This is a genomic window from Rheinheimera sp. KL1 (genome assembly GCF_001275035.1).
Lineage (GTDB): Bacteria > Pseudomonadota > Gammaproteobacteria > Enterobacterales > Alteromonadaceae > Pararheinheimera > Pararheinheimera tangshanensis.
The window spans coordinates 246,615-264,348 of the sequence record NZ_LAMX01000021.1 but is presented as its reverse complement, the minus strand read 5'-3'; the positions used below and the strand labels follow the sequence as shown (position 1 = coordinate 264,348).

22 protein-coding genes are annotated in these 17,734 nt (G+C 46.6%); 10 read left to right on the top strand and 12 right to left on the bottom strand.

Annotated features, from left to right (window positions below; genetic code table 11):
- Positions 1–68: 68 nt before the first annotated feature.
- The 11 genes from WH43_RS12820 to WH43_RS12770 form a co-directional block, all read right to left on the bottom strand.
- Positions 69–1,007 carry a 5-oxoprolinase subunit C family protein gene (locus WH43_RS12820; protein WP_053424983.1) on the bottom strand — a complete coding sequence of 313 codons (939 nt, stop codon included), beginning with the start codon at positions 1,005–1,007 and terminating at the stop codon, positions 69–71.
- On the bottom strand, positions 1,007–1,708 hold the full coding sequence (locus WH43_RS12815; RefSeq protein ID WP_053424982.1) for a 5-oxoprolinase subunit B family protein: 702 nt from the start codon (positions 1,706–1,708) through the stop codon (positions 1,007–1,009). The genes WH43_RS12820 and WH43_RS12815 overlap by 1 nt, the downstream gene beginning before the upstream one ends.
- The gene (locus WH43_RS12810; protein WP_053424981.1) at positions 1,705–2,448 is read right to left on the bottom strand and encodes a 5-oxoprolinase subunit PxpA; all 744 of its coding nucleotides are present in this window, start codon (positions 2,446–2,448) and stop codon (positions 1,705–1,707) included. The genes WH43_RS12815 and WH43_RS12810 overlap by 4 nt, the downstream gene beginning before the upstream one ends.
- Complete coding sequence (locus tag WH43_RS12805) at positions 2,448–3,230, bottom strand: putative hydro-lyase (RefSeq protein WP_053424980.1); 783 nt, start codon at positions 3,228–3,230, stop codon at positions 2,448–2,450. The genes WH43_RS12810 and WH43_RS12805 overlap by 1 nt, the downstream gene beginning before the upstream one ends.
- A 203-nt stretch (positions 3,231–3,433) precedes the next feature.
- Positions 3,434–6,556, bottom strand: a complete 3,123-nt coding sequence (locus WH43_RS12800; protein WP_053424979.1) for an efflux RND transporter permease subunit — start codon at positions 6,554–6,556, stop codon at positions 3,434–3,436.
- Between the two features lie 3 nt (positions 6,557–6,559).
- Positions 6,560–7,702 (bottom strand): efflux RND transporter periplasmic adaptor subunit, encoded by a 1,143-nt coding sequence (locus tag WH43_RS12795; protein ID WP_053424978.1) that lies wholly within the window; start codon positions 7,700–7,702, stop codon positions 6,560–6,562.
- A gap of 189 nt (positions 7,703–7,891) precedes the next feature.
- A complete protein-coding gene (locus WH43_RS12790) occupies positions 7,892–8,542 on the bottom strand; it encodes a BON domain-containing protein (RefSeq protein ID WP_053424977.1) in 651 nt (216 codons plus the stop codon).
- A gap of 26 nt (positions 8,543–8,568) precedes the next feature.
- The gene (locus WH43_RS12785) at positions 8,569–9,114 is read right to left on the bottom strand and encodes a ferritin-like domain-containing protein (protein WP_286049725.1); all 546 of its coding nucleotides are present in this window, start codon (positions 9,112–9,114) and stop codon (positions 8,569–8,571) included.
- 103 nt (positions 9,115–9,217) lie between these two features.
- Positions 9,218–9,511, bottom strand: a complete 294-nt coding sequence (locus WH43_RS12780) for a hypothetical protein (RefSeq protein ID WP_053424975.1) — start codon at positions 9,509–9,511, stop codon at positions 9,218–9,220.
- A gap of 21 nt (positions 9,512–9,532) precedes the next feature.
- Positions 9,533–10,402, bottom strand: a complete 870-nt coding sequence (locus WH43_RS12775) for an OmpA family protein (RefSeq protein WP_053424974.1) — start codon at positions 10,400–10,402, stop codon at positions 9,533–9,535.
- The gene (locus WH43_RS12770; RefSeq protein WP_053424973.1) at positions 10,399–10,806 is read right to left on the bottom strand and encodes a DUF4398 domain-containing protein; all 408 of its coding nucleotides are present in this window, start codon (positions 10,804–10,806) and stop codon (positions 10,399–10,401) included. The genes WH43_RS12775 and WH43_RS12770 overlap by 4 nt, the downstream gene beginning before the upstream one ends.
- 314 nt (positions 10,807–11,120) lie before the next feature.
- Between WH43_RS12770 and WH43_RS12765 the strand changes: the two genes are divergently transcribed.
- From WH43_RS12765 to WH43_RS12750, 4 genes are all read left to right on the top strand, one after another.
- On the top strand, positions 11,121–11,471 hold the full coding sequence (locus WH43_RS12765) for an ElaB/YgaM/YqjD family protein (RefSeq protein WP_053424972.1): 351 nt from the start codon (positions 11,121–11,123) through the stop codon (positions 11,469–11,471).
- 48 nt (positions 11,472–11,519) lie between these two features.
- Entirely contained in the window at positions 11,520–11,942 is a 423-nt protein-coding gene (locus WH43_RS12760) for a phage holin family protein (RefSeq protein ID WP_053424971.1), read from the top strand.
- Positions 11,939–12,187 carry a hypothetical protein gene (locus tag WH43_RS12755; protein WP_053424970.1) on the top strand — a complete coding sequence of 83 codons (249 nt, stop codon included), beginning with the start codon at positions 11,939–11,941 and terminating at the stop codon, positions 12,185–12,187. Before WH43_RS12760 ends, WH43_RS12755 begins: the two co-directional genes overlap by 4 nt.
- A gap of 178 nt (positions 12,188–12,365) precedes the next feature.
- Entirely contained in the window at positions 12,366–13,094 is a 729-nt protein-coding gene (locus WH43_RS12750; RefSeq protein WP_053424969.1) for a Crp/Fnr family transcriptional regulator, read from the top strand.
- Between the two features lie 162 nt (positions 13,095–13,256).
- Here the strand turns inward: WH43_RS12750 and WH43_RS12745 are convergent, their stop codons facing one another.
- Positions 13,257–13,907, bottom strand: coding sequence for a BON domain-containing protein (locus WH43_RS12745; RefSeq protein WP_053424968.1), 651 nt, complete (start codon positions 13,905–13,907; stop codon positions 13,257–13,259).
- Between the two features lie 161 nt (positions 13,908–14,068).
- On the opposite strand from WH43_RS12745, the gene WH43_RS12740 reads away from it, so the two are divergent.
- The 6 genes from WH43_RS12740 to WH43_RS12720 all read left to right on the top strand — a co-directional run bounded on the left by WH43_RS12740 (position 14,069) and on the right by WH43_RS12720 (position 17,493).
- On the top strand, positions 14,069–14,800 hold the full coding sequence (locus tag WH43_RS12740) for a Crp/Fnr family transcriptional regulator (protein WP_053424967.1): 732 nt from the start codon (positions 14,069–14,071) through the stop codon (positions 14,798–14,800).
- Positions 14,801–14,893: 93 nt separating this feature from the next.
- Positions 14,894–15,310 carry a PRC-barrel domain-containing protein gene (locus tag WH43_RS12735; protein WP_053424966.1) on the top strand — a complete coding sequence of 139 codons (417 nt, stop codon included), beginning with the start codon at positions 14,894–14,896 and terminating at the stop codon, positions 15,308–15,310.
- Between the two features lie 132 nt (positions 15,311–15,442).
- The gene (locus WH43_RS20040; protein WP_152342847.1) at positions 15,443–15,589 is read left to right on the top strand and encodes a lmo0937 family membrane protein; all 147 of its coding nucleotides are present in this window, start codon (positions 15,443–15,445) and stop codon (positions 15,587–15,589) included.
- Between the two features lie 278 nt (positions 15,590–15,867).
- Positions 15,868–16,179, top strand: a complete 312-nt coding sequence (locus tag WH43_RS12730; RefSeq protein ID WP_053424965.1) for a BON domain-containing protein — start codon at positions 15,868–15,870, stop codon at positions 16,177–16,179.
- A 122-nt stretch (positions 16,180–16,301) separates the two neighbouring features.
- The gene (locus tag WH43_RS12725) at positions 16,302–16,661 is read left to right on the top strand and encodes a hypothetical protein (protein ID WP_152342846.1); all 360 of its coding nucleotides are present in this window, start codon (positions 16,302–16,304) and stop codon (positions 16,659–16,661) included.
- Positions 16,662–16,680: 19 nt separating this feature from the next.
- Positions 16,681–17,493, top strand: coding sequence for a BON domain-containing protein (locus tag WH43_RS12720; protein ID WP_053424963.1), 813 nt, complete (start codon positions 16,681–16,683; stop codon positions 17,491–17,493).
- Positions 17,494–17,734: the final 241 nt, after the last annotated feature.

Below are 17,734 nucleotides of genomic sequence, written 5' to 3'. Positions count from 1 at the left end.
GCCACGCAGATTTTGTCTGACCATCATCTGCTCTATATCAGCACTGAGCCTGAGTAAATCCATTGACCTTAACTCCGTAATTCCATAGCCAACTGAGCCCAATAGTTTTGTTGTTCATGCTGATAAGACAGAAGCTTTTTCGGTTCCACTGTATAAAAGCTAATCCTCTGACCCTGTCGGCGCTGAGCCAAAGCGGCGGCATCCCGGGCGAGTATCACGCCAGGCTTGGGGTAGCCTCCCAGAGTTTGCCGGTCATTTAGCAGCACTATAGGCAAGCCATCCGGTGGTAGTTGCACAGCGCCATAACAAATGCCCTCAGATAACAAAGATTTAGGCTGGTACAATAGCGGTTCGCCCTGTAATCGATAGCCCATGCGGTCATACAAGCCAGACACCTGATACTCAGTGTTGCATAGCTGCTGCCACTGTGAATTGTCAAACCAGTGCTGTTGATACCCTGGCACTAAACCCAGTTCGAGCGAAGCTGAGAAATCCGGCCAAAACTTTTCCGGCAAGGACCAAAGTAAAGATCTGTAGGCCGGGCGTACAGGTAAAAACTGACCTTGTTGTAATGCGGCCCCGGCAATACCTCCGACTTTTTCCCGCAGGACAGTGCTGTTGCTGCCAAAGTGTTTTGGTAGCTGAAATCCTCCCGCTACCGCCAGATAACACCTCAACCCGGATTTGGCAAAGCCTAACTCAATCACATCGTCTTTTTTAATTCGATGACTTCGCCACAAGGCCTTAGACTGGCCATTCACCCTCAGCGGCATGTGAGCGCCGGTCACACAAAACACTGTGTCAGCCAAAGCAACTACGGTCAAACTACCGACTGAGATTTCGATCTGGCAGCTTGGATGTGGGTTTTGCAGCAACAGATCGGCACTACGGTAGCTGACCGCATCTGCTGGTCCACCCTGAGTTAAACCTAAATGGGCATAACCAAAACGCCCCTGATCCTGCAAAGTCGCAAGCACGCCAGGATTTACCACCACAAAAGCAGACATCAGCACAATTCCTGCGGCAATTGGCCACCTAAAGCCAAAAATTCATTTCGGCTTATTGATTGAAAACGTACTCTGTCGCCTACCGCAAACGGCATCAATGCTTCGGCGGTTCCGGCATACTCTGGTTTGAATAAGGCCTTTGGACATAACCCCAGAATATTCCAGCCACCCGGTGATTCAGCCGGATAAACCGCAGTTTGTCTGTCCGCGATAGCCACCGCACCTTTGGGAACTTTAGGACGGGGACTCACTAAACGCGGTGTCGCAAGACGTTCATCCAGCTCCCCCAAATAAGCAAAACCGGGCGCAAAACCTATGGCATAGACTCTGTATTCCACTGACTGATGTACATCAATCACTTGTGTTGTGCTCAAACCTGCCCGCTCTGCTACCGCAGCCAAGTCCCAGGCCGGATGATAATACACTGGCAACACGACTAGCTGACCTGATTGTTCACAAATGCTGTTGTGGACCTTAAGCTGCTGCTCTAGTAAGGTTTTAATGACCAACAGCCCCCGATGTTCAGGTTTTAATACAATGAGTAAGGATGCATAAGAGGGCAATAATTCCTGCAGCTGTTCATGCAATAACAAACGGACCTGGTGTTGCACCTGCTGCAACTGACGCAGGTTTCTTTCTGATATTTCTGCTGGTAAATACAAAATCAGCGCGTTTTCACCCGCCAGCTCCAGTTGGATCATCTGTCCCTCAGCAACTGGCGAATGGATTTGACTAATACAACGGCCTCTGGATTATCGCCATGCACACATAAAGTATCAGCAACAAGAGCGACTTTCTCTCCGGTATCACTGACAACAGCGCCATTTTGCAGTAACAGCTGTACTTGCTCCAGCGCAGAGTGATGCTCCAGCACACTGCCCGCCTGACTACGAGGCGTTAAAGAGCCATCTGTTTTGTAGCGCCTGTCGGCAAAAGCTTCGAATAACAACTCTAACTGATAGCCTTTTGCCAGTTGTCTGTGCTCCGGTGCGAAAGTGCTCGCCAATAGCATCAGCTTTAAAGGTTTATGATAACTGGCTACAGTCCGCATCACAGTATCAAGCAAGGCTGGGCTTGCCATCATATCGTTATACAAAGCACCATGAGGTTTCACATAACTAAGCTCCAGCCCAAGGCTTTTTGCCACGCCATCCACGGCAGCAATCTGATACCACAGCAAATGCTTCAGCTCCTCTGCCTGCATTTTGATGGAGCGACGACCAAACCCCTGCCTATCGTCATAACTGGGGTGAGCGCCAATTTCGACCTGATGCTGTTTTGCTAAAGTTAAGGTACGAACCAGTACTGTCGGATCACCGGCATGAAAACCACAGGCAATATTGGCCTGATCAATCAAAGGCATGACCTCTGAATCCAGTCCCATGTGCCAGGCACCAAAACTTTCGCCTAAGTCACAATTTAATTTGAGCAAGGTGTGCATTAAAAACTCGCTAAAGAAGTGTTCAGCAGATCCGTCACCAGCATATGGCCCGGACTGTGGGTGATACAAAATTCAGGTTTTGCCTGGGCGATCACAGCTTGCGGTGTAACACCGCAGGCCCAAAATACCGGCACTTCGTCCTGCTGAATGCTTACAGCATCGCCATAATCCGGTGATCGGAGATCAAAAATACCAATAGCTTCCGGAGCGCCAAAATGCACCGGAGCGCCGTGCACTGCAGGAAAACGGCTACAAATCTGAATAGCACGTATCGCATCAGCAGGCTTCATCGGTCTCATACTGACCACCATAGTGCCGGAAAAGCGCCCGGCAGGGACACATGGCAGATTGGTATTGTACATAGGGACATTTTTGCCTTCGCTAATATGGCGGATCTCCAGCCCTGCAGCAATTAACGCGTCCTCAAAGGAAAACGAGCAACCAATCAGAAAACTAACTAAATCTTCTTGCCATAAAGCGCTAATATTCTGCACTTCGTCTGTCAGCTTGCCATGGCGGAAAATCCGATAGCCAGGTAAATCTGTCCGAAGGTCAATGTCCTTTCCCAATTCAGGCAGTAAAAATTGACCGGGTTCAGATACCGCCACTAAAGGGCAGGCTTTAGGATTGCGCTGGCAAAACAGCAAAAACTCCGCCGCCCAGCTCTGTGGCAAAATCGCCATATTGCACTGCACATAACCGGACGCTAAACCACTGGTCTGGCCACTAAGCAGGCCTGTTCGGATCTGTTGACGTAACTGATAAGGGCTAAGGCTATTCATCGTCATCTGAAGCAAAAGGATGGAATAAATCCATACTAGCGGATTTAGTGATCTTTCCCAACCCTCTGTGACAAAAGCACAATTTACCTGGTTAAACATAAGAAATTGCCCGCAGGACGAAGCGGTCTGGTCGGGATGTTTTGCATTGATGTAAAACATAAAAAAGAGCACCGAAGTGCTCTTTTCATGCGATCAGCCCGAGTTTATTTTGAGGTCAATGGTTCGCCATAACTGGTTACGGCTGGTTTTCTGTTGCGGCTGAATCTGGCCTTCACTTTACGTTTAAAGGTTTCCAGACTGTCATAGAAAGTGGGTACCACCAATAAAGTCAGCACAGTAGAGGTCAATACCCCACCTATCACTGAAATCCCCAAAGGTTTGTAGAACGCAGCGCCCTCACCTATACCAATAGCCACAGGTAACATACCTGCAACTAAAGCAAAAGTGGTCATCAGAATTGGACGTAGACGCTCACGACCAGCAGCAATTAATGCCTCTTCCAGCCCAAAACCTTCACTTTCTTTTTTACGGGCACAATCAATCAGCAAAATACCGTTTTTCACGACTATCCCCATCAACATCACCACGCCTATTAAACTCATCAGGTTTAAGGTTGCACCGGCTATCAACAAGGACAACACCACACCGATCAGAGATAAGGGCAAAGACATCATAATAGAGACTGGTGCCAGGAAGCTGTGGAACTGCACCACTAAAATCAGATACATCAACATCACAGCTAAACCCAAAGCTCCAAAAATGCTGCCGAAGACTTCTTCCTGATCACGGCTCTGCCCACCGGATACCACATCATAACCAGGCGGGAATGGAATAGTTTTCAGTAGTTTTTTCGCGTCGGCATCTACTTCACCAAAACTGCGACCTTGTACGTTGGCACCAACAGCCATCATACTCTCGCGGTCTAAGTGCTCAATCACTGCAGGCCCTTTGCCTACTGTCACTGTGGCTATTTGTTCCAATGGGATCATAGCGCCGGTGCGATTGGATAACAGCGGCAAGCGTTCCAAATCCTGCACTGTCATTCGTTCTTCCGGTTTAATACGAACATAAACGTTACGGGTTTCCCCTGTAGGGTCTATCCAATCGCCAATTTCAGCACCAGCAAATGCCAGACGTAAGGCACTGGCCGCATCACTCATCGACAACCCCAAGCTGGACGCCAAACCACGGTTAAACTCAATTTGAAGTTCAGGTTTAGGATCCTGAGTCGACAAGCCAACATCCACAGCACCAGGCACAGTTTTCAACTTTTCCATGTAATCCATCACCAGAGCTTCCAACACTCTGCTATCCGGCCCACGGAACTGAATTTGCAACGCTTTACCGCCACCACCGCCATTTAAATCAGCGGAGACAGTGTATTCAGCCCCCACCAGTTGCTGCACCTTGGCACGTAATTCCGCCGCAACTTCACGGGAACTACGGTCACGTTCATATTCTTTTTTCAACCGGACAAAGATTTGAGCCCGGGTAATATTGCCCTGAGTTCCTACAGTGGTTTGGGTATATAACTGTTCAGGCAACTGGCGCGCAATAGCTGCCGCCTGCTCTGCTTTTATACTGGTGTACTCGATACTGGCTTCTGAAGGCGCACGCACTGAAATCACCACACCACCATCGTCAGTTTCAGGCAGGAAACCTGAGCCACCATGAGCACCTTGCAGGTAAATAGCGCCAAAGAAAGAGCCAAAAGCCAGCAACCACATCGACTTACGGTGTTTTAACGCCCAGCCTATTAATCTGGAGTAACGTTCAGCCTGATGATCAAACCAACTATTAAAACGCTGTAATACTTTGCCAAGACCTCGGCGTTTGGCATTTTTATCATGGTCCGGATCGTGCCAATAGGCGGACATCATCGGATCCAGCGTAAAGGAGATAAACAAAGACACCAACACAGAACAAGCCACAGTTAAACCAAAAGGCTTAAACCACTGCCCGGTAATACCATCCAAAAAGGCGATAGGAATAAATACAGCCACAATAGACATAGTGGTAGCGATAACCGCCATTCCAATTTCTTTGGTGCCATCACGGGCGGCTGTCATATTGTCTTTGCCCATTTCCATATGGCGGACAATGTTTTCCCGCACAACAATAGCATCATCAATCAGAATACCAATCGCCAGTGACAAGCCTAACAGCGACATAAAATTCAGCGTAAAGCCACAGGCCCAGACCGCGATAAAAGAGGCTAACACTGAGGTTGGCAGAGCCAATGAGGTAATAAGTGTCGAACGCCAGGAGTTTAAAAACACAAAAACGGTGACAATAGTCAGTAAAGCGCCCATAGACAGTGCTTCTGTCACGTTGCGCATACTGGCCGCTACGTCTTCACCTGAGTCACGTACCACCACTAATTCAAAATCGGCAGGTAAGGTTTTCTTTAACTCTTCAATTTTTGCTTTGATATCGTCCGTCACACTGATAGTGGAAGCGTCACGGGCTTTAATCACGTCTATTCCCAAAGAAGGCGTACCATTAAAGATAGACAAACGGCGCTGCTCTGCGGCGCCATCCACCACCTCTGCAACTTGCTCTAAACGAATGGCTTGATCGCCGTTGCGTTTGACGACCATTTGTTCAAATTCACGCACATCGCGCAGACGGCCCTGGATACGAATACCCTGCTCTTCCATACCGTTCACAACCCGGCCTACTGGTGCAGCCACGTTTTGTGCACGCAAGGCATTGACCACATCCATTGCTGACACATTGGCTTCACGCATCGCATTGGAGTTCAAGAACACTGTCATTTCACGTTCTTTTTCCCCTTCCAGATTGACCAGCGCTACACCAGGCACAGCTCGTATTTCGCGGGCGATTTGGTGTTCAGCCAGTTGCGACAGTTCTATCGGATCCATTGATTTGGACGATAAAGCCAGCGACATAATAGGGAAAGCATTCGGATCTTCACGACGCAGAAAAGGCTCCTTCATCTCCGTCGGCAGTTTGTCCCGTACTACGGCCACTGCATCCCGCATTTCCTGCGAGGCTTCAATCAGGTCTTTATCAAACTCAAAAATTGCCACTATCACCGCATTGGACTCACGGGCATATGAGCGTAGCTCCCTCATCCCGGTGATGGTAGCCATCGAGTCTTCCACCCGGTTTAACACTTCACGCTCAACAGTTTCAGGCGAAGCGCCAGGATAAGGAATGGTCATCACCAGTACAGGAGGCTGAACATCAGGGAATTGGTTAGTTTTCAAATTGGTCATCGCAAAATAACCAAATATCATCATAGCCAGAGTGACGGCCACCACCACCATAGGGCGCTTGATACTAAAATCAGATAAAAACATGGTTTAATTTCCTGTGCTGACTTTAGCTGAGGTTTGCTCTTCCACGGCCAAGGCTGCGGCAGCCAGCTCGGCTTTAACGCCGTCAGTTAACGCACCTTGTGGATGACGCAAAATCTGAGCACCAGAGTTGATACCGGACAAAACCTGTTGAGTTCCCCAGCGTTCATCCTTATCACCCACTTCTACTTCGGTCTTTTTCAGTTCGTTGTTGGCAAACTGCCAGACAAAGTGTTTATCGCCCTCACGGATCAACGCCGACTCTGGCACCATCAAGGCATCGCTGTTTTGCACCTCAACATGCCCCTCGGCATACAAACCTGCAACCAGTGACTGCTCTTTCAAATCCATACTGACTAACAATTGAACCTGACGGGTACTTTCATTGGCCAACGGATTAATGCGCTCGACAGTGCCAGTGAAAAACTGACCGCTATAACCATTTACTTTAAAGGTCACTTTATTGCCTACTTTGACTTGCCCCACACGGTCAGCGGCCACATAGCCCTCAAACCGAATACTGGCAGGGTCAATCAGCACCATCAACCCCTTGCCAACCTGAGCTGTATCACCGGCAGAAACTTTGCGGGTTGCCACTACACCCGAAAATGGTGCTTTGACTTCAGTTTTCTCCATCTGCTGACGCGCTTCCACTAAACGAGCCCGGGCAGAGGCTAAATCAGACTGAGCCTGGTTTGCTTTGTTTTCCGCAGCTTCTAAGCCTTCTTGGGTCACTAAACTCTGTTTGGACAAAGACTGCATGCGTTTAAGTTGGCGATTGGATTGCTCCAGCGTTACTATCGCCGAACGTTCGGCTTCCTGGGCTGATAGTAATTTGTCGCGGTAGGTCGTTTGGTCCAGCTTCACCAATACATCACCGGCTTTGACCAGATCACCATTGTCTTTGAATACCTGCATGACGATGCCGGAAACTTCTGCGTTGAGTTCAGCTTTCACCACGGGTTGTAACGACCCTGAAATCACAGGACCACGCGCTAAATTACTTTCCGCTAAGGTGAGTAAATCCTGCCCCACGAGTTGTAATGGTTTTGCGCTGTCATCTTGCACTTTGGCTACTTCAGGCTTAGAACAAGCCGCTAAAGCGCTGACAACACATAAGGTGATTAATGTTAGTTTTATAGTTTTCATGGTCCCAACCCATCCGATAGTTCAAGCAAGCATAGATACTTTTTTATTAAAGCCACTATAAAACAGTCAGAAGTTTCAGTCCTGCCAAAAGGGTAACAAGTTGTAACGGCCCAAAAGAAAATTATATCAATGACTTATGATTTAAATTTTGGCAAGATGCCGTAACAAGGACTTATTGCGAAACCAGAGTTATAAGACGTAGATATGATCGGTTATATGAGACACACCAGGCGTACTCCAGACAGAGACTAACGCTTTATCATGTTCAGCCCAACTATTAACTGTGCCTGTCAGAACAACATCAGATTCAATCACTTCAACCTGGATAGCGACGTCCATACCCTGACTTTGTCGCGCAAGAGCTGTCTCTATATCTTTTTTAACAGTCCTGGCAAGATTTTTCGGAATCAACCGAATCTGATTGGTCACGCCTCGCACACCAGCCAGATAACGTAAAGCCTGAGTAGCTGCACGACGCTGATAATCAAAAGCCACTTCCCCTGTTAAGTTGATCCATCCCATAGCAACAGTTAACTCTATGCAATGAGCCGGGATATGACTGGACCATTGCAATACAGATTCCGCGACCCTGGTTAAGTCTGCATCCTGATAAACATGCTGATGGGGTAATGCAACCACCAGTTGATTGTCTAGTGACTGCACGCCATAAACCCGTTGAACGGCGCATTGCACATGCCAAAGCTCAGCCAGTGAGGACACCTTCCCCGATAAAGTCACTATGCCACCATGCACTAAAACCTGAAGCTTGTCCGTCTGCACAGCGCTATCCCACTTCAGTTCAGCCTGGATATCCAATGTCAGTTGTTGATCTGTTTTCATTGATTCCCTTCCTTTCTCGCTATTATTCAGTTGTGTTGCTCAGGCAGTCCCCATAATAAACTGGCAAGTTCATTGGCGTGCTGTTCTTCGGTTTGCAGAATGTTTTGTATAAGGGCGCTGCTGGTCGGGTCATCATCACCGATAAACAATAGCAACTCTTTGTAATGATCGATGGCTACGCGCTCTTCAACCAGATTCTCTTTAATCATTTCATACAAATTCACAGCTATACCAAATACAGATTGTCCTCTCTCTATGACACCCTGCGGTGAAAAATCCGGTTCACCTCCTAACTGAACTATACGCTCAGCCAGCCAATCAACGTGCTGTAATTCTTCATTAGAGTGCTCTAAAAACTCAGCCGCCACTGTGCAGGCATGGATGCCTTTGGCTATAAAATAATGACTACGATAGCGCAACACGCAAATCAACTCTGAGGCCAAAGCAGCATTGAGCATGCGAACAACATCACTTCGGCCGGCTTGATAGCCCTGAGTTACAGCACCTGCTTCAACGTGTTTTCGGGCATGTTGACGTAATAATTTATGATCGGTAATTAACGTGCTCATCATGGGCCTCCTTATAGTTCGTAGCATTCATCAAGCGCGGCTAACTCATCGTCCTGTGCAAAAACAAGCTGCTCGTGCGATAACGCACATAGGTAGATAAAACTATTTAATTTATATCCTGACTAGTGTTTAACTGAGCTACTTCAGGGAGGTGCTGGCAGCTGTCTTTAAAGCAGAGGATCTGATGCTCAGCCTGCTCCCTTGATAAATCATAATGTTCCTGCAATAAGCGACTAAGCCGGTGAGGCATACCCTCAGAATGCAACAATTGTTCTCTGGATAATTTATTCCAACACTTCTGTGCCTCATCTAAATGCCTAAACCAGAATTGTTCCTGTGCAATCCGATCCCCGGCAGCGGATATCGCTGCTGGGCTTTTTTGTCTGGTTGCAGTTTTCATCAAAACCCTCCCATTGCTTTACTACGGACTCGTTGGTGCTGAGGCAGTATTGGCAATAATGACCTCAACCCTACGGTTTTGTTGACGACTGGCAGGTGAATCATTACCAGTAACAGGTGAGTTCTCACCCAGTCCTGTAACGCTTAGACGGTCCGATGCAATCCCCTGACTTTCCAGATAGCGTCGCACTGAATTAGCCCGACGCTCTGACAAGCCCTGATTTGAATCTGAACTGCCAACGCTATCGGTATGACCTTCAATCTGTACCTTTCGGTCCTGATAACGATTTAAAAAGGCAGAAAGCTTTGACAAATTATTCAGCGACCCCTCTTTGAGTTCAGCACGGCCTGTGTCAAACAGCACATCCCCTAAAGTCACAACCCAACCTCTTTCGGTTTCTTTTGCATTCAGGTCTGCGATTTGTTGCTGTAATTCCAAAGCCTGCTGTTTAGCACGTTCTGATTCAGCTTCTGCAGTTGTCGCATCTTGTCTCGCTAACTTCGCATCATAACGGGCTGAATCAGCCTCCTGAGTTCTGGAATCCAGACGAGCATCTGCCTGTTGTTCGCCCAGCGTTTTGTATTGCTCATCCAGGTAATTCGTTTGGGCCACAGCTTTGGCAATTTCAACTTTTTTATCTGCCAGTTTCACTCTGTAGCGGGCAAGAACTAAATCTTTGGTCGGTTGCTCTGCGGCTAACACTGCCGCTTCAGCTTGCTGTACCGGCAACACAGCTCTATTGCTCAAGTTAGGATCAGCCTGCAATGCAGTCAGTTTTTGCCTTACAGCAAAAGAACCCTCTGGTTTCACTACGGCTGAGCTACAGGCGCTTAATGTCATTACACCAGCAATAAGCACCGATATTTGGCTTTTACCCGTTAAAATTTTCATTGCATTTGTCCTGTTTTACGTTGCATTTCTTGCTTCAACACATCGATATTTTTTTGCATATCGTCAATCACAGCCCGGACTTTTCCCTCTCCGGCACGAGCAGACGCCAACTCAGCACCTGCCCGGGATAACTCGGCATAATGACGGGCTGACAGCATATCTTCCTTCTGAACCGCAGCACGGGCAGAAACTAAATCGGCTCTGGCTTCTAATAACTCTGGTAACGCATAATCACTTGCAGTAATGCGCTCGGCCGCAGCTATCGCTTGCTCCGCCGCCTGTATCTGGCTAACAGGAGCCACGGGCGCAGAAGCACAAGATGCCAGCAAACCACTCAGGCTTAACAGCAGCAGATTTTTACGGATCTGTGGGTACAGGTCCGACAGATAGGTGGATATATACATGATAACTCCCTGATCAATAGTCAAAAAAACAACACAGCAGAACCCTTGCCGAAACTCAGCCAATACGAGTCTGCCTGTTGTTGCATAGTGGACTCTCCGATCAAAGTGTTCGGTGCGCTGGCGCTCATATACTTTGCTTGTTTTTGTAAAAAGATAAGATTAAAGATTTAAAAAAAGTTAATTAACCACTTTGTGCTATGACCCACATACAAGGCTATTGAGGTGCTATAGTCTGACCCTTCACTCTGAGCAAAAGGATTTGAAGGTCAGATTTTTCAAGGAACAGATTGCCACCCACATAAAAGGATGTACTTATGCCAACTCATACCGATGGTACAGCTCCAAACTCTAGTCAGAAGGCCCCAGCTTTAACCAATGAATTCCATAACTTCATTGCCGATATCGAAGACTTACTGAAAACCACCACTTCATTAACAGGAGCGGAGTTTGAACAAGCAAAGAAAAAGCTGACTGAGCGTGTCGCTACAGCCAAAGCATCAGTGGAAGATATAGGTCAAAACTTTGCCGCTAAAGCACGCCATTCTGCTGAAGTCACAGACCGTTATGTGCATCAACAACCATGGCAGTCTATTGCAGCCTGTGCAGCTGTCAGCTTCGTACTGGGTGTTTTTGTTGCCCGCTACAGCGGTTCAGGTTCCAAATAATAGGATCTACACCGGCCCTTTGAGGTCGGTTTTTTGAATGGAGTTCACATGTCGACACCTGAAGCAGAAAATGCCAGTGCAGGATCTGTAGGTTTTAATCCTGCCCGCTGGTTATGGTTACTGGACAAAGCTAGCCCTCAGTTGATGACACAACTGAGTTTACATGGTCAGTTACTGAATCTGGAATGGCAGCAGGAAAAACGCCGTATACAATGGGTGATGCTCTACGGTACGCTAAGTGTAGTTTTTGTATTTCTGGCATTCTTGTTTGCGGGTTTTGCAGTACTTTATTTGAATCGAAACAATGAAAGCTTTACCTTCTTTATCTGGACTTTACCTTTTGTATTTACCTTTTTAGCTGCAGCTTGTTTTTTTCTGCTCCAGCACCTCGGAAAGAAAAACCAAAGTGCATTTAGCTGCAGTATCCAGGAGTTTATTATCGATATGAAGCTATTGAGGCGTGAGCTATGAGCGCAGACAAACCTTTACCTATAGCAATTCAAATTTTGTTATTGCAACAAAAAATGGCTCAACAACGTTACCTCATACATCAGCAGTTCGGATCTCAGCAACAAGATAACGACCAGTTTCCACGTAGTTTATGTATGAAGTTACTGCAACAAAAACTGGCTGACTTGGCGCCCAGTTCAGTGTTGTTAACAAATAAACTACAAGGCAAAGGAACAGCCTTACTCTGGTCTTTTGCCTTAACTTAGCCCAGTACTGGCTAAAAAAAAGAACTCAAAGGTCAAAATAACCAAGCTCTGTTAATTTATAAAAAGACTTCAGATTGAAGGCATCGCTCTATGTTCGATGGCGTACAGACTCCAATGTGAAAACAGTGGATGCTAATACCGATCAATATTGATCCTAAATCTAGACATGGAGTTTTAGATGCCAGATATAAAAGGTTCTCGACAAAACCATTTGCTAGCGGCTTTGCCCGCTGACGTTCAGGAAAGATTGTTCCCCCACATGGAGTTAATTGAGTTACCGCTTGGTAAAGTTTTGTATGAATCCGGCGATACTTTACGTTATGTCTATTTTCCTACTAACTCTATCGTCTCTTTACTCTATGTGATGGAAAGTGGAGCTTCTGCAGAGATTTCAGTTGTCGGCAATGAAGGCCTGATAGGTATTGCACTTTTTATGGGCGGTGAGAGCACCACCAGCCGAGCCATAGTGCAAAGCGCAGGTCAGGCCTACCGTTTACTAGGCCAGCGCCTAAAGGATGAATTTAATCGTCACGGTGCTCTGCTACATACCCTGCTGCGTTACACTCAGGCCCTGATCACCCAAATGGCACAAACTGCGGTTTGCAATCGCCATCATTCGATTGAACAGCAACTTTGCCGCTGGTTGTTATTATCGCTCGACCGACTCGAGGGCAATGAACTGGTGATGACCCAGGAGCTGATAGCGAACATGTTGGGCGTGCGACGTGAAGGCGTGACAGATGCAGCCGGTCGCTTACAACGCTTAGGAGTGATCGAGTACCACAGAGGTCATATTCAGGTTCTCAGCCGCGCTAAGCTAGAAAGCTTAAGCTGTGAATGTTATGCAGTCGTCCGCAAAGAGTCTGATCGTTTATTACCATGGACAAAAGGCTCAACTAAAGTTTAATCAGTTTATATAATGTGCCTCAAAGCACGTTGGGCCGCTCAGTCTTGACTGTCCGCTTTAATTTGCGACGAAGTTCTAGTAATAACGATGTACCGAGTGACAAAAACACTGGTTCATGTAAGACAACCGGCCTGAAAACCGGTTCAACATCGCTCCTCTTTTTCATACAACCTCCATCTGGTCTACAATAGCGCGTACACCTGGAGCACTCCAGACTGATTGCAATACCATTGTATGTTCTGCAAGACTGTGAACCTGTCCTTTGATTACCACCGTATCTTGATGAGCTGAAATATCAAGTTTACAGTTGTTGAGTAACACATGACGCTTTAGCGCATTATTGATTTGAGATTTTACATCAGACAGAGTAAGTAATGGTTTAAGCTCAATTGAATTAGTGACCCCACGTACCCCCATCAAACTCCGAACTATCGTATCGGCAAGGCGTCGTTGATAATTCCAGGTGACCTCACCAGTTAACGTCACCCACCCTTTCTCTACAATAACTACCAAGTCGTGCAAAGCGCGTTGAGCAGACCAGGTCAATACCTGTTCAACCGTTTTGGCAATCTCTATATCTGTTTTCTGGCTATACCCGGGTAAACGCACATCCAGTTCTACGACTACAGCACGAACACCTTTAACTCTTAACGCTGCACCTTGTGCACTTAACTTCTCGGCAAAAGATTCCACTTCTCCAGTCAAAATAATAATACCATCCTTAATACCTACACCAATTTGTTTTGCCTGCACTGCGGCGTCCCAGGACAATTCAGCCATGACATCATTCTGTATTTGTGCGTCCGTTTTCATGCTATCGACCTACTCAATTAAAAACTCAGGCTACCAAAATCTGAGAAGAGTGATCTGTGCGCCATCACTCTGACCTGAACGTTTAGTGCTATGACGAACAGAAGGCTTCAAAGCAATAACACAGACTGCCAGCCCAATAGCTCGGAATAAGGCTCCCTCTGATGCATCAAGTTCTGGCGCAAAATAAACTTTTGCAACAACTCTCTGATAAAGAACGACAAGCCGTGATGCGGCATAGCAAAATTGCCGAATTGCAATTTGGACAGGTGCTGTGTGAAGAAGGAAAAAACTGTGGTTTTGTCTATCTGCCTTTATCTGGTTACATTTCAATTTTAACCTCGGTGCAGCAAAATCAGCGCCTGGAAGTCGGTCTGATTGGTAACGAAGGCATATTGGGAGCTTTAGTCTCTATTGGAGTGGAGACCTCTCCAGTTCAAGCCATAGTGCAGGGGCAAGGTTTGGCGCTAAAAATTGAGCACCAAATTTTTATCGCTGAACTACAACGCTGTGTCAGGTTACAACACCTGTTGCAACAGTATCTGGCCTTTTATGTTCTTCAGCTCACCCGCTTAGTCTGTTGTAATCACTACCATGAAACTGAACCACGTTTAGCACGCTGGCTTCTGATGACACACGACAGAGCCGAAGGGGATCAATTTTTTCTGACGCACCAGTATTTAGCTTTTATGTTAGGGGTAAGGCGCAGCAGCGTTACTGAAGCAGCGGGTTCATTGCTTGAGAAAAAGATCATCGACTACCACAGAGGCCAAATCCATATTTTAAATCGATCTGCACTGGAAAAAGCCAGCTGTAGCTGTTATGGCAATTTGCTTGATAAACAGCGAACTTTTTTATCAGGCCTAACATCATCAAACTCAGACTCTGTTCGTTGACGAACTGAACCATGCTAACGAATGGGCCAGACTCATGGTCCGGTATTGTGCTGCTGCGCCGGCAGCCCAGGCGAAAGCCTCAAGGAGTTATCTATGAATTACAACGATAAAGACCAGTATGGTATTTATAAAAACAGTAGCATGCACGCGAACGGCAATATGGGTCCAGGCCCGGGCCTGATGGGCGCAGAAACTCTGCTCGGTAATGATGTCTATAATCATCGCGATGAAAAAGTCGGTGATATCAAAGAAATTATGCTGGATATGAGTGGCGGAAAAATCAGCTATGCGGTGTTATCTTTCGGATCATTTTTAGGCATGGGCGAAAAATTATTCGCAGTGCCATGGAGCGCTCTGATCCTGGATACCGAAAACAAACGTTTTACGCTGGATATAGAAAAAGATCGCTTAGAAAACGCTCCAGGCTTTGATAAGGACAACTGGCCTGATATGGCTGACAGCACGTGGCGAGAATTGATCTATAGCTATTACAGCAACAAAATCCTCTGAGGACCCTGTCTGGTTAAATAGTAAAGCCCTGAATTTTGGTTCGGGGCTTTTTTCTATAAGTACGCTAACGCACAGACCGCCTACCGCACCGGGCCCAAAGTAAAGACTTTCCCATCGATTTGGAGTACCTCTATGTTAGAAACTATTGTCGCAATACTGGTGATCTTATGGCTCCTAGGTATGGTGTCATCCTACTCGTTAGGCGGCGCCTTGCACTTATTACTGGTGGTAGCACTGGTGATTATCGTGCTACGAGTGCTGCAAAGACGCCGACTCTGATTAAGGGGTATCTGATGAAACCACTGAAAATAATTGCGCTGCTCCTTTTTGGAATTGCCTCATTGGCTTATCAGAGTTTTAGTTACACCAAGAGCTGCCAGACTGCAGAAATTGGCTCACTCGAACTGTCAGTTAAACAAACAGAGCAATTTAGTGTACCAGCCTGGCTAGGCTGGATGCTGATTACTTAGGTCTGTTGCTTATTATTAATCCCCCGCCGCTCATGAGTCAGGTCCATTTCGGCGCCTGTGTTGAGCTGCATTTATCGGAGAATACTTATGACCATTAAACCATTAGTGCTTGCTACATTGCTGGCCGTTGCCGCGGTATCAGGCATCGGCTGCGCTTCAACCCGTACCTCTGAAGGCACAGGAGAATATGTCGACGATACGGTGATCACTGCAAAAGTAAAATCTGCATTTTTGGGCGAAAAAGGCTTAAAAGTGGCAGAGATTAATGTTGAAACCTTTAAAGGCGTTGTGCAATTAAGTGGTTTTATTAATTCCCGCGCTGACGCAGACCGAGCTGTTGCGCTGGCTCGTGGCATATCTGGTGTGACTTCTGTCAAAGATGATATGCGCATTAAATAACCATTTTTCAGTTTAGCGCGGCAGCGCACTGAACTGACTTGGCGATCACTCTACTTTAGTCAGGCGTCATCCCCTGTATGCTTTGCACTTCCGCTAAACCATGCAGGTCAAGGAGAATACTAATGACTACATCTAAAGATAAAACATCTAAAATCAGCTCTATAGTAGGTTTCACACCTGTTTCAACGACTACAACAAAAGATGTAAAAGACTCAAAAATGTCCACAGCATCTAAAGTTGCAACCCCACAACAAAGTGCTGGCAAAGGTGTCCCTGCTCATGCACAAACAAAGACATCAGACGAAGCCTGGCAAAAACGTATAGGTGCGGCGCACAAAGTCTGGAGCAAACTGTCTGAAAGCGAGCTGAAAAAATCTGCAGGCGAACCGGAGAAGTTAGCAGAACTGGTGCAAACACGATATTCCATCAGCCGCTCAGATGCCGATAAGCAAGTGAGAAACTTTATCGACAATCGCAATTAATTCAACAAGGGAGAGCAACATGAAATTGATCAAGAAAAAATATCCAGCCGTGCTGGCATTAATACTAAGTGCTTTGTCTGTTCCTGCGATGGCACAGGCTGATAAAAGCAGTCAGGGCTTAAAAAATGCCCGCCTGGAAAGTCAAATTCTGACCACTTATCAGCTCAGTCCTTATCTGCGTCATGATGATATTGTTGTCACTGTTGAGGGAGATAAAGCTACGATCAGCGGTAGAGTGGAAAGCGACGCCAATAAAGAGTTAGCCACTGAAATTGCTGAAAGCGTCAAAGGGATCAGCAAAGTCGACAACCTCATGATCACCGACGAGGACTACAAAAAACCTGAGCGTAAAGCTGAGTCCAGTTATGCCGAGATCATCGACGATGCCAGTATTACGGCCGCTGTGAAATCTAAACTCACATGGAGCCGTTATGTCGACAGCAGCACCACCAAGGTCACCACTAGAAAAGGTATGGTGACTTTAACGGGAACAGCTGAGGACAAAGCTGCCATTGATCTGGCTGAAAACCTGGCCATGACCACAAGGGGCGTGATGTCAGTTGATAACAAGCTGATAGTGCAGGCAAACCAGGATAAAAAATCAAAGCCTGGCACAGCTATAGCTGACAGCTGGATCACGACCAAAGTAAAATCCACTTTTATGTATTCAAACAATGTCGATAGCTCTGATATTTCTGTCAATACTAATAAAGGTGTAGTAACACTCAATGGTCTGGTCGATAGTGGCTCAGAAAAAGCACTGGCGGTGCAACTGGCAGAGAATGTCAAAGGTGTACAAAGCGTCGATGCTGGTGGTTTAACCTTTAAATAAGCTACTTTTTATTGCCAAGTTTTGTGAATACAGCTGTGGAGATAGCCCAAACCAACAGCTGTGCTTACAGCGAATTAGCTAGTGCACTCTGCATGCATTAGCTAATTTTTTTGCCTTTTAATCCGCTACACCCTTTTAGAAGCTGCACAGCGTCAAATTCTGAATAAAAATCAGCCAACTAACCAAATAAAGAGTCCAACCTAACTGGAAAGCGGCAGCTATTTGCTACAGTATAAACAGC

What these genes read in the sequence shown, in the direction of transcription:
- WH43_RS12790 (WP_053424977.1), bottom strand. Translation starts at nt 8,542, where the DNA reads ATGAAAACAGATCAACAACTGACATTGGATATCCAGGCTGAACTGAAG.
- WH43_RS12770 (WP_053424973.1), bottom strand. Translation starts at nt 10,806, where the DNA reads ATGTATATATCCACCTATCTGTCGGACCTGTACCCACAGATCCGTAAA.
- WH43_RS12720 (WP_053424963.1), top strand. Translation starts at nt 16,681, where the DNA reads ATGAAATTGATCAAGAAAAAATATCCAGCCGTGCTGGCATTAATACTA.
- WH43_RS12755 (WP_053424970.1), top strand. Translation starts at nt 11,939, where the DNA reads ATGAGCGCAGACAAACCTTTACCTATAGCAATTCAAATTTTGTTATTG.
- WH43_RS12800 (WP_053424979.1), bottom strand. Translation starts at nt 6,556, where the DNA reads ATGTTTTTATCTGATTTTAGTATCAAGCGCCCTATGGTGGTGGTGGCC.
- WH43_RS12745 (WP_053424968.1), bottom strand. Translation starts at nt 13,907, where the DNA reads ATGAAAACGGACGCACAAATACAGAATGATGTCATGGCTGAATTGTCC.
- WH43_RS12735 (WP_053424966.1), top strand. Translation starts at nt 14,894, where the DNA reads ATGAATTACAACGATAAAGACCAGTATGGTATTTATAAAAACAGTAGC.
- WH43_RS12740 (WP_053424967.1), top strand. Translation starts at nt 14,069, where the DNA reads ATGCATCAAGTTCTGGCGCAAAATAAACTTTTGCAACAACTCTCTGAT.
- WH43_RS12795 (WP_053424978.1), bottom strand. Translation starts at nt 7,702, where the DNA reads ATGAAAACTATAAAACTAACATTAATCACCTTATGTGTTGTCAGCGCT.
- WH43_RS12775 (WP_053424974.1), bottom strand. Translation starts at nt 10,402, where the DNA reads ATGAAAATTTTAACGGGTAAAAGCCAAATATCGGTGCTTATTGCTGGT.
- WH43_RS12730 (WP_053424965.1), top strand. Translation starts at nt 15,868, where the DNA reads ATGACCATTAAACCATTAGTGCTTGCTACATTGCTGGCCGTTGCCGCG.
- WH43_RS12725 (WP_152342846.1), top strand. Translation starts at nt 16,302, where the DNA reads ATGACTACATCTAAAGATAAAACATCTAAAATCAGCTCTATAGTAGGT.
- WH43_RS12750 (WP_053424969.1), top strand. Translation starts at nt 12,366, where the DNA reads ATGCCAGATATAAAAGGTTCTCGACAAAACCATTTGCTAGCGGCTTTG.
- WH43_RS12760 (WP_053424971.1), top strand. Translation starts at nt 11,520, where the DNA reads ATGTCGACACCTGAAGCAGAAAATGCCAGTGCAGGATCTGTAGGTTTT.
- WH43_RS12765 (WP_053424972.1), top strand. Translation starts at nt 11,121, where the DNA reads ATGCCAACTCATACCGATGGTACAGCTCCAAACTCTAGTCAGAAGGCC.
- WH43_RS12810 (WP_053424981.1), bottom strand. Translation starts at nt 2,448, where the DNA reads ATGCACACCTTGCTCAAATTAAATTGTGACTTAGGCGAAAGTTTTGGT.
- WH43_RS12805 (WP_053424980.1), bottom strand. Translation starts at nt 3,230, where the DNA reads ATGAATAGCCTTAGCCCTTATCAGTTACGTCAACAGATCCGAACAGGC.
- WH43_RS12815 (WP_053424982.1), bottom strand. Translation starts at nt 1,708, where the DNA reads ATGATCCAACTGGAGCTGGCGGGTGAAAACGCGCTGATTTTGTATTTA.
- WH43_RS12780 (WP_053424975.1), bottom strand. Translation starts at nt 9,511, where the DNA reads ATGAAAACTGCAACCAGACAAAAAAGCCCAGCAGCGATATCCGCTGCC.
- WH43_RS12785 (WP_286049725.1), bottom strand. Translation starts at nt 9,114, where the DNA reads ATGATGAGCACGTTAATTACCGATCATAAATTATTACGTCAACATGCC.
- WH43_RS12820 (WP_053424983.1), bottom strand. Translation starts at nt 1,007, where the DNA reads ATGTCTGCTTTTGTGGTGGTAAATCCTGGCGTGCTTGCGACTTTGCAG.
- WH43_RS20040 (WP_152342847.1), top strand. Translation starts at nt 15,443, where the DNA reads ATGTTAGAAACTATTGTCGCAATACTGGTGATCTTATGGCTCCTAGGT.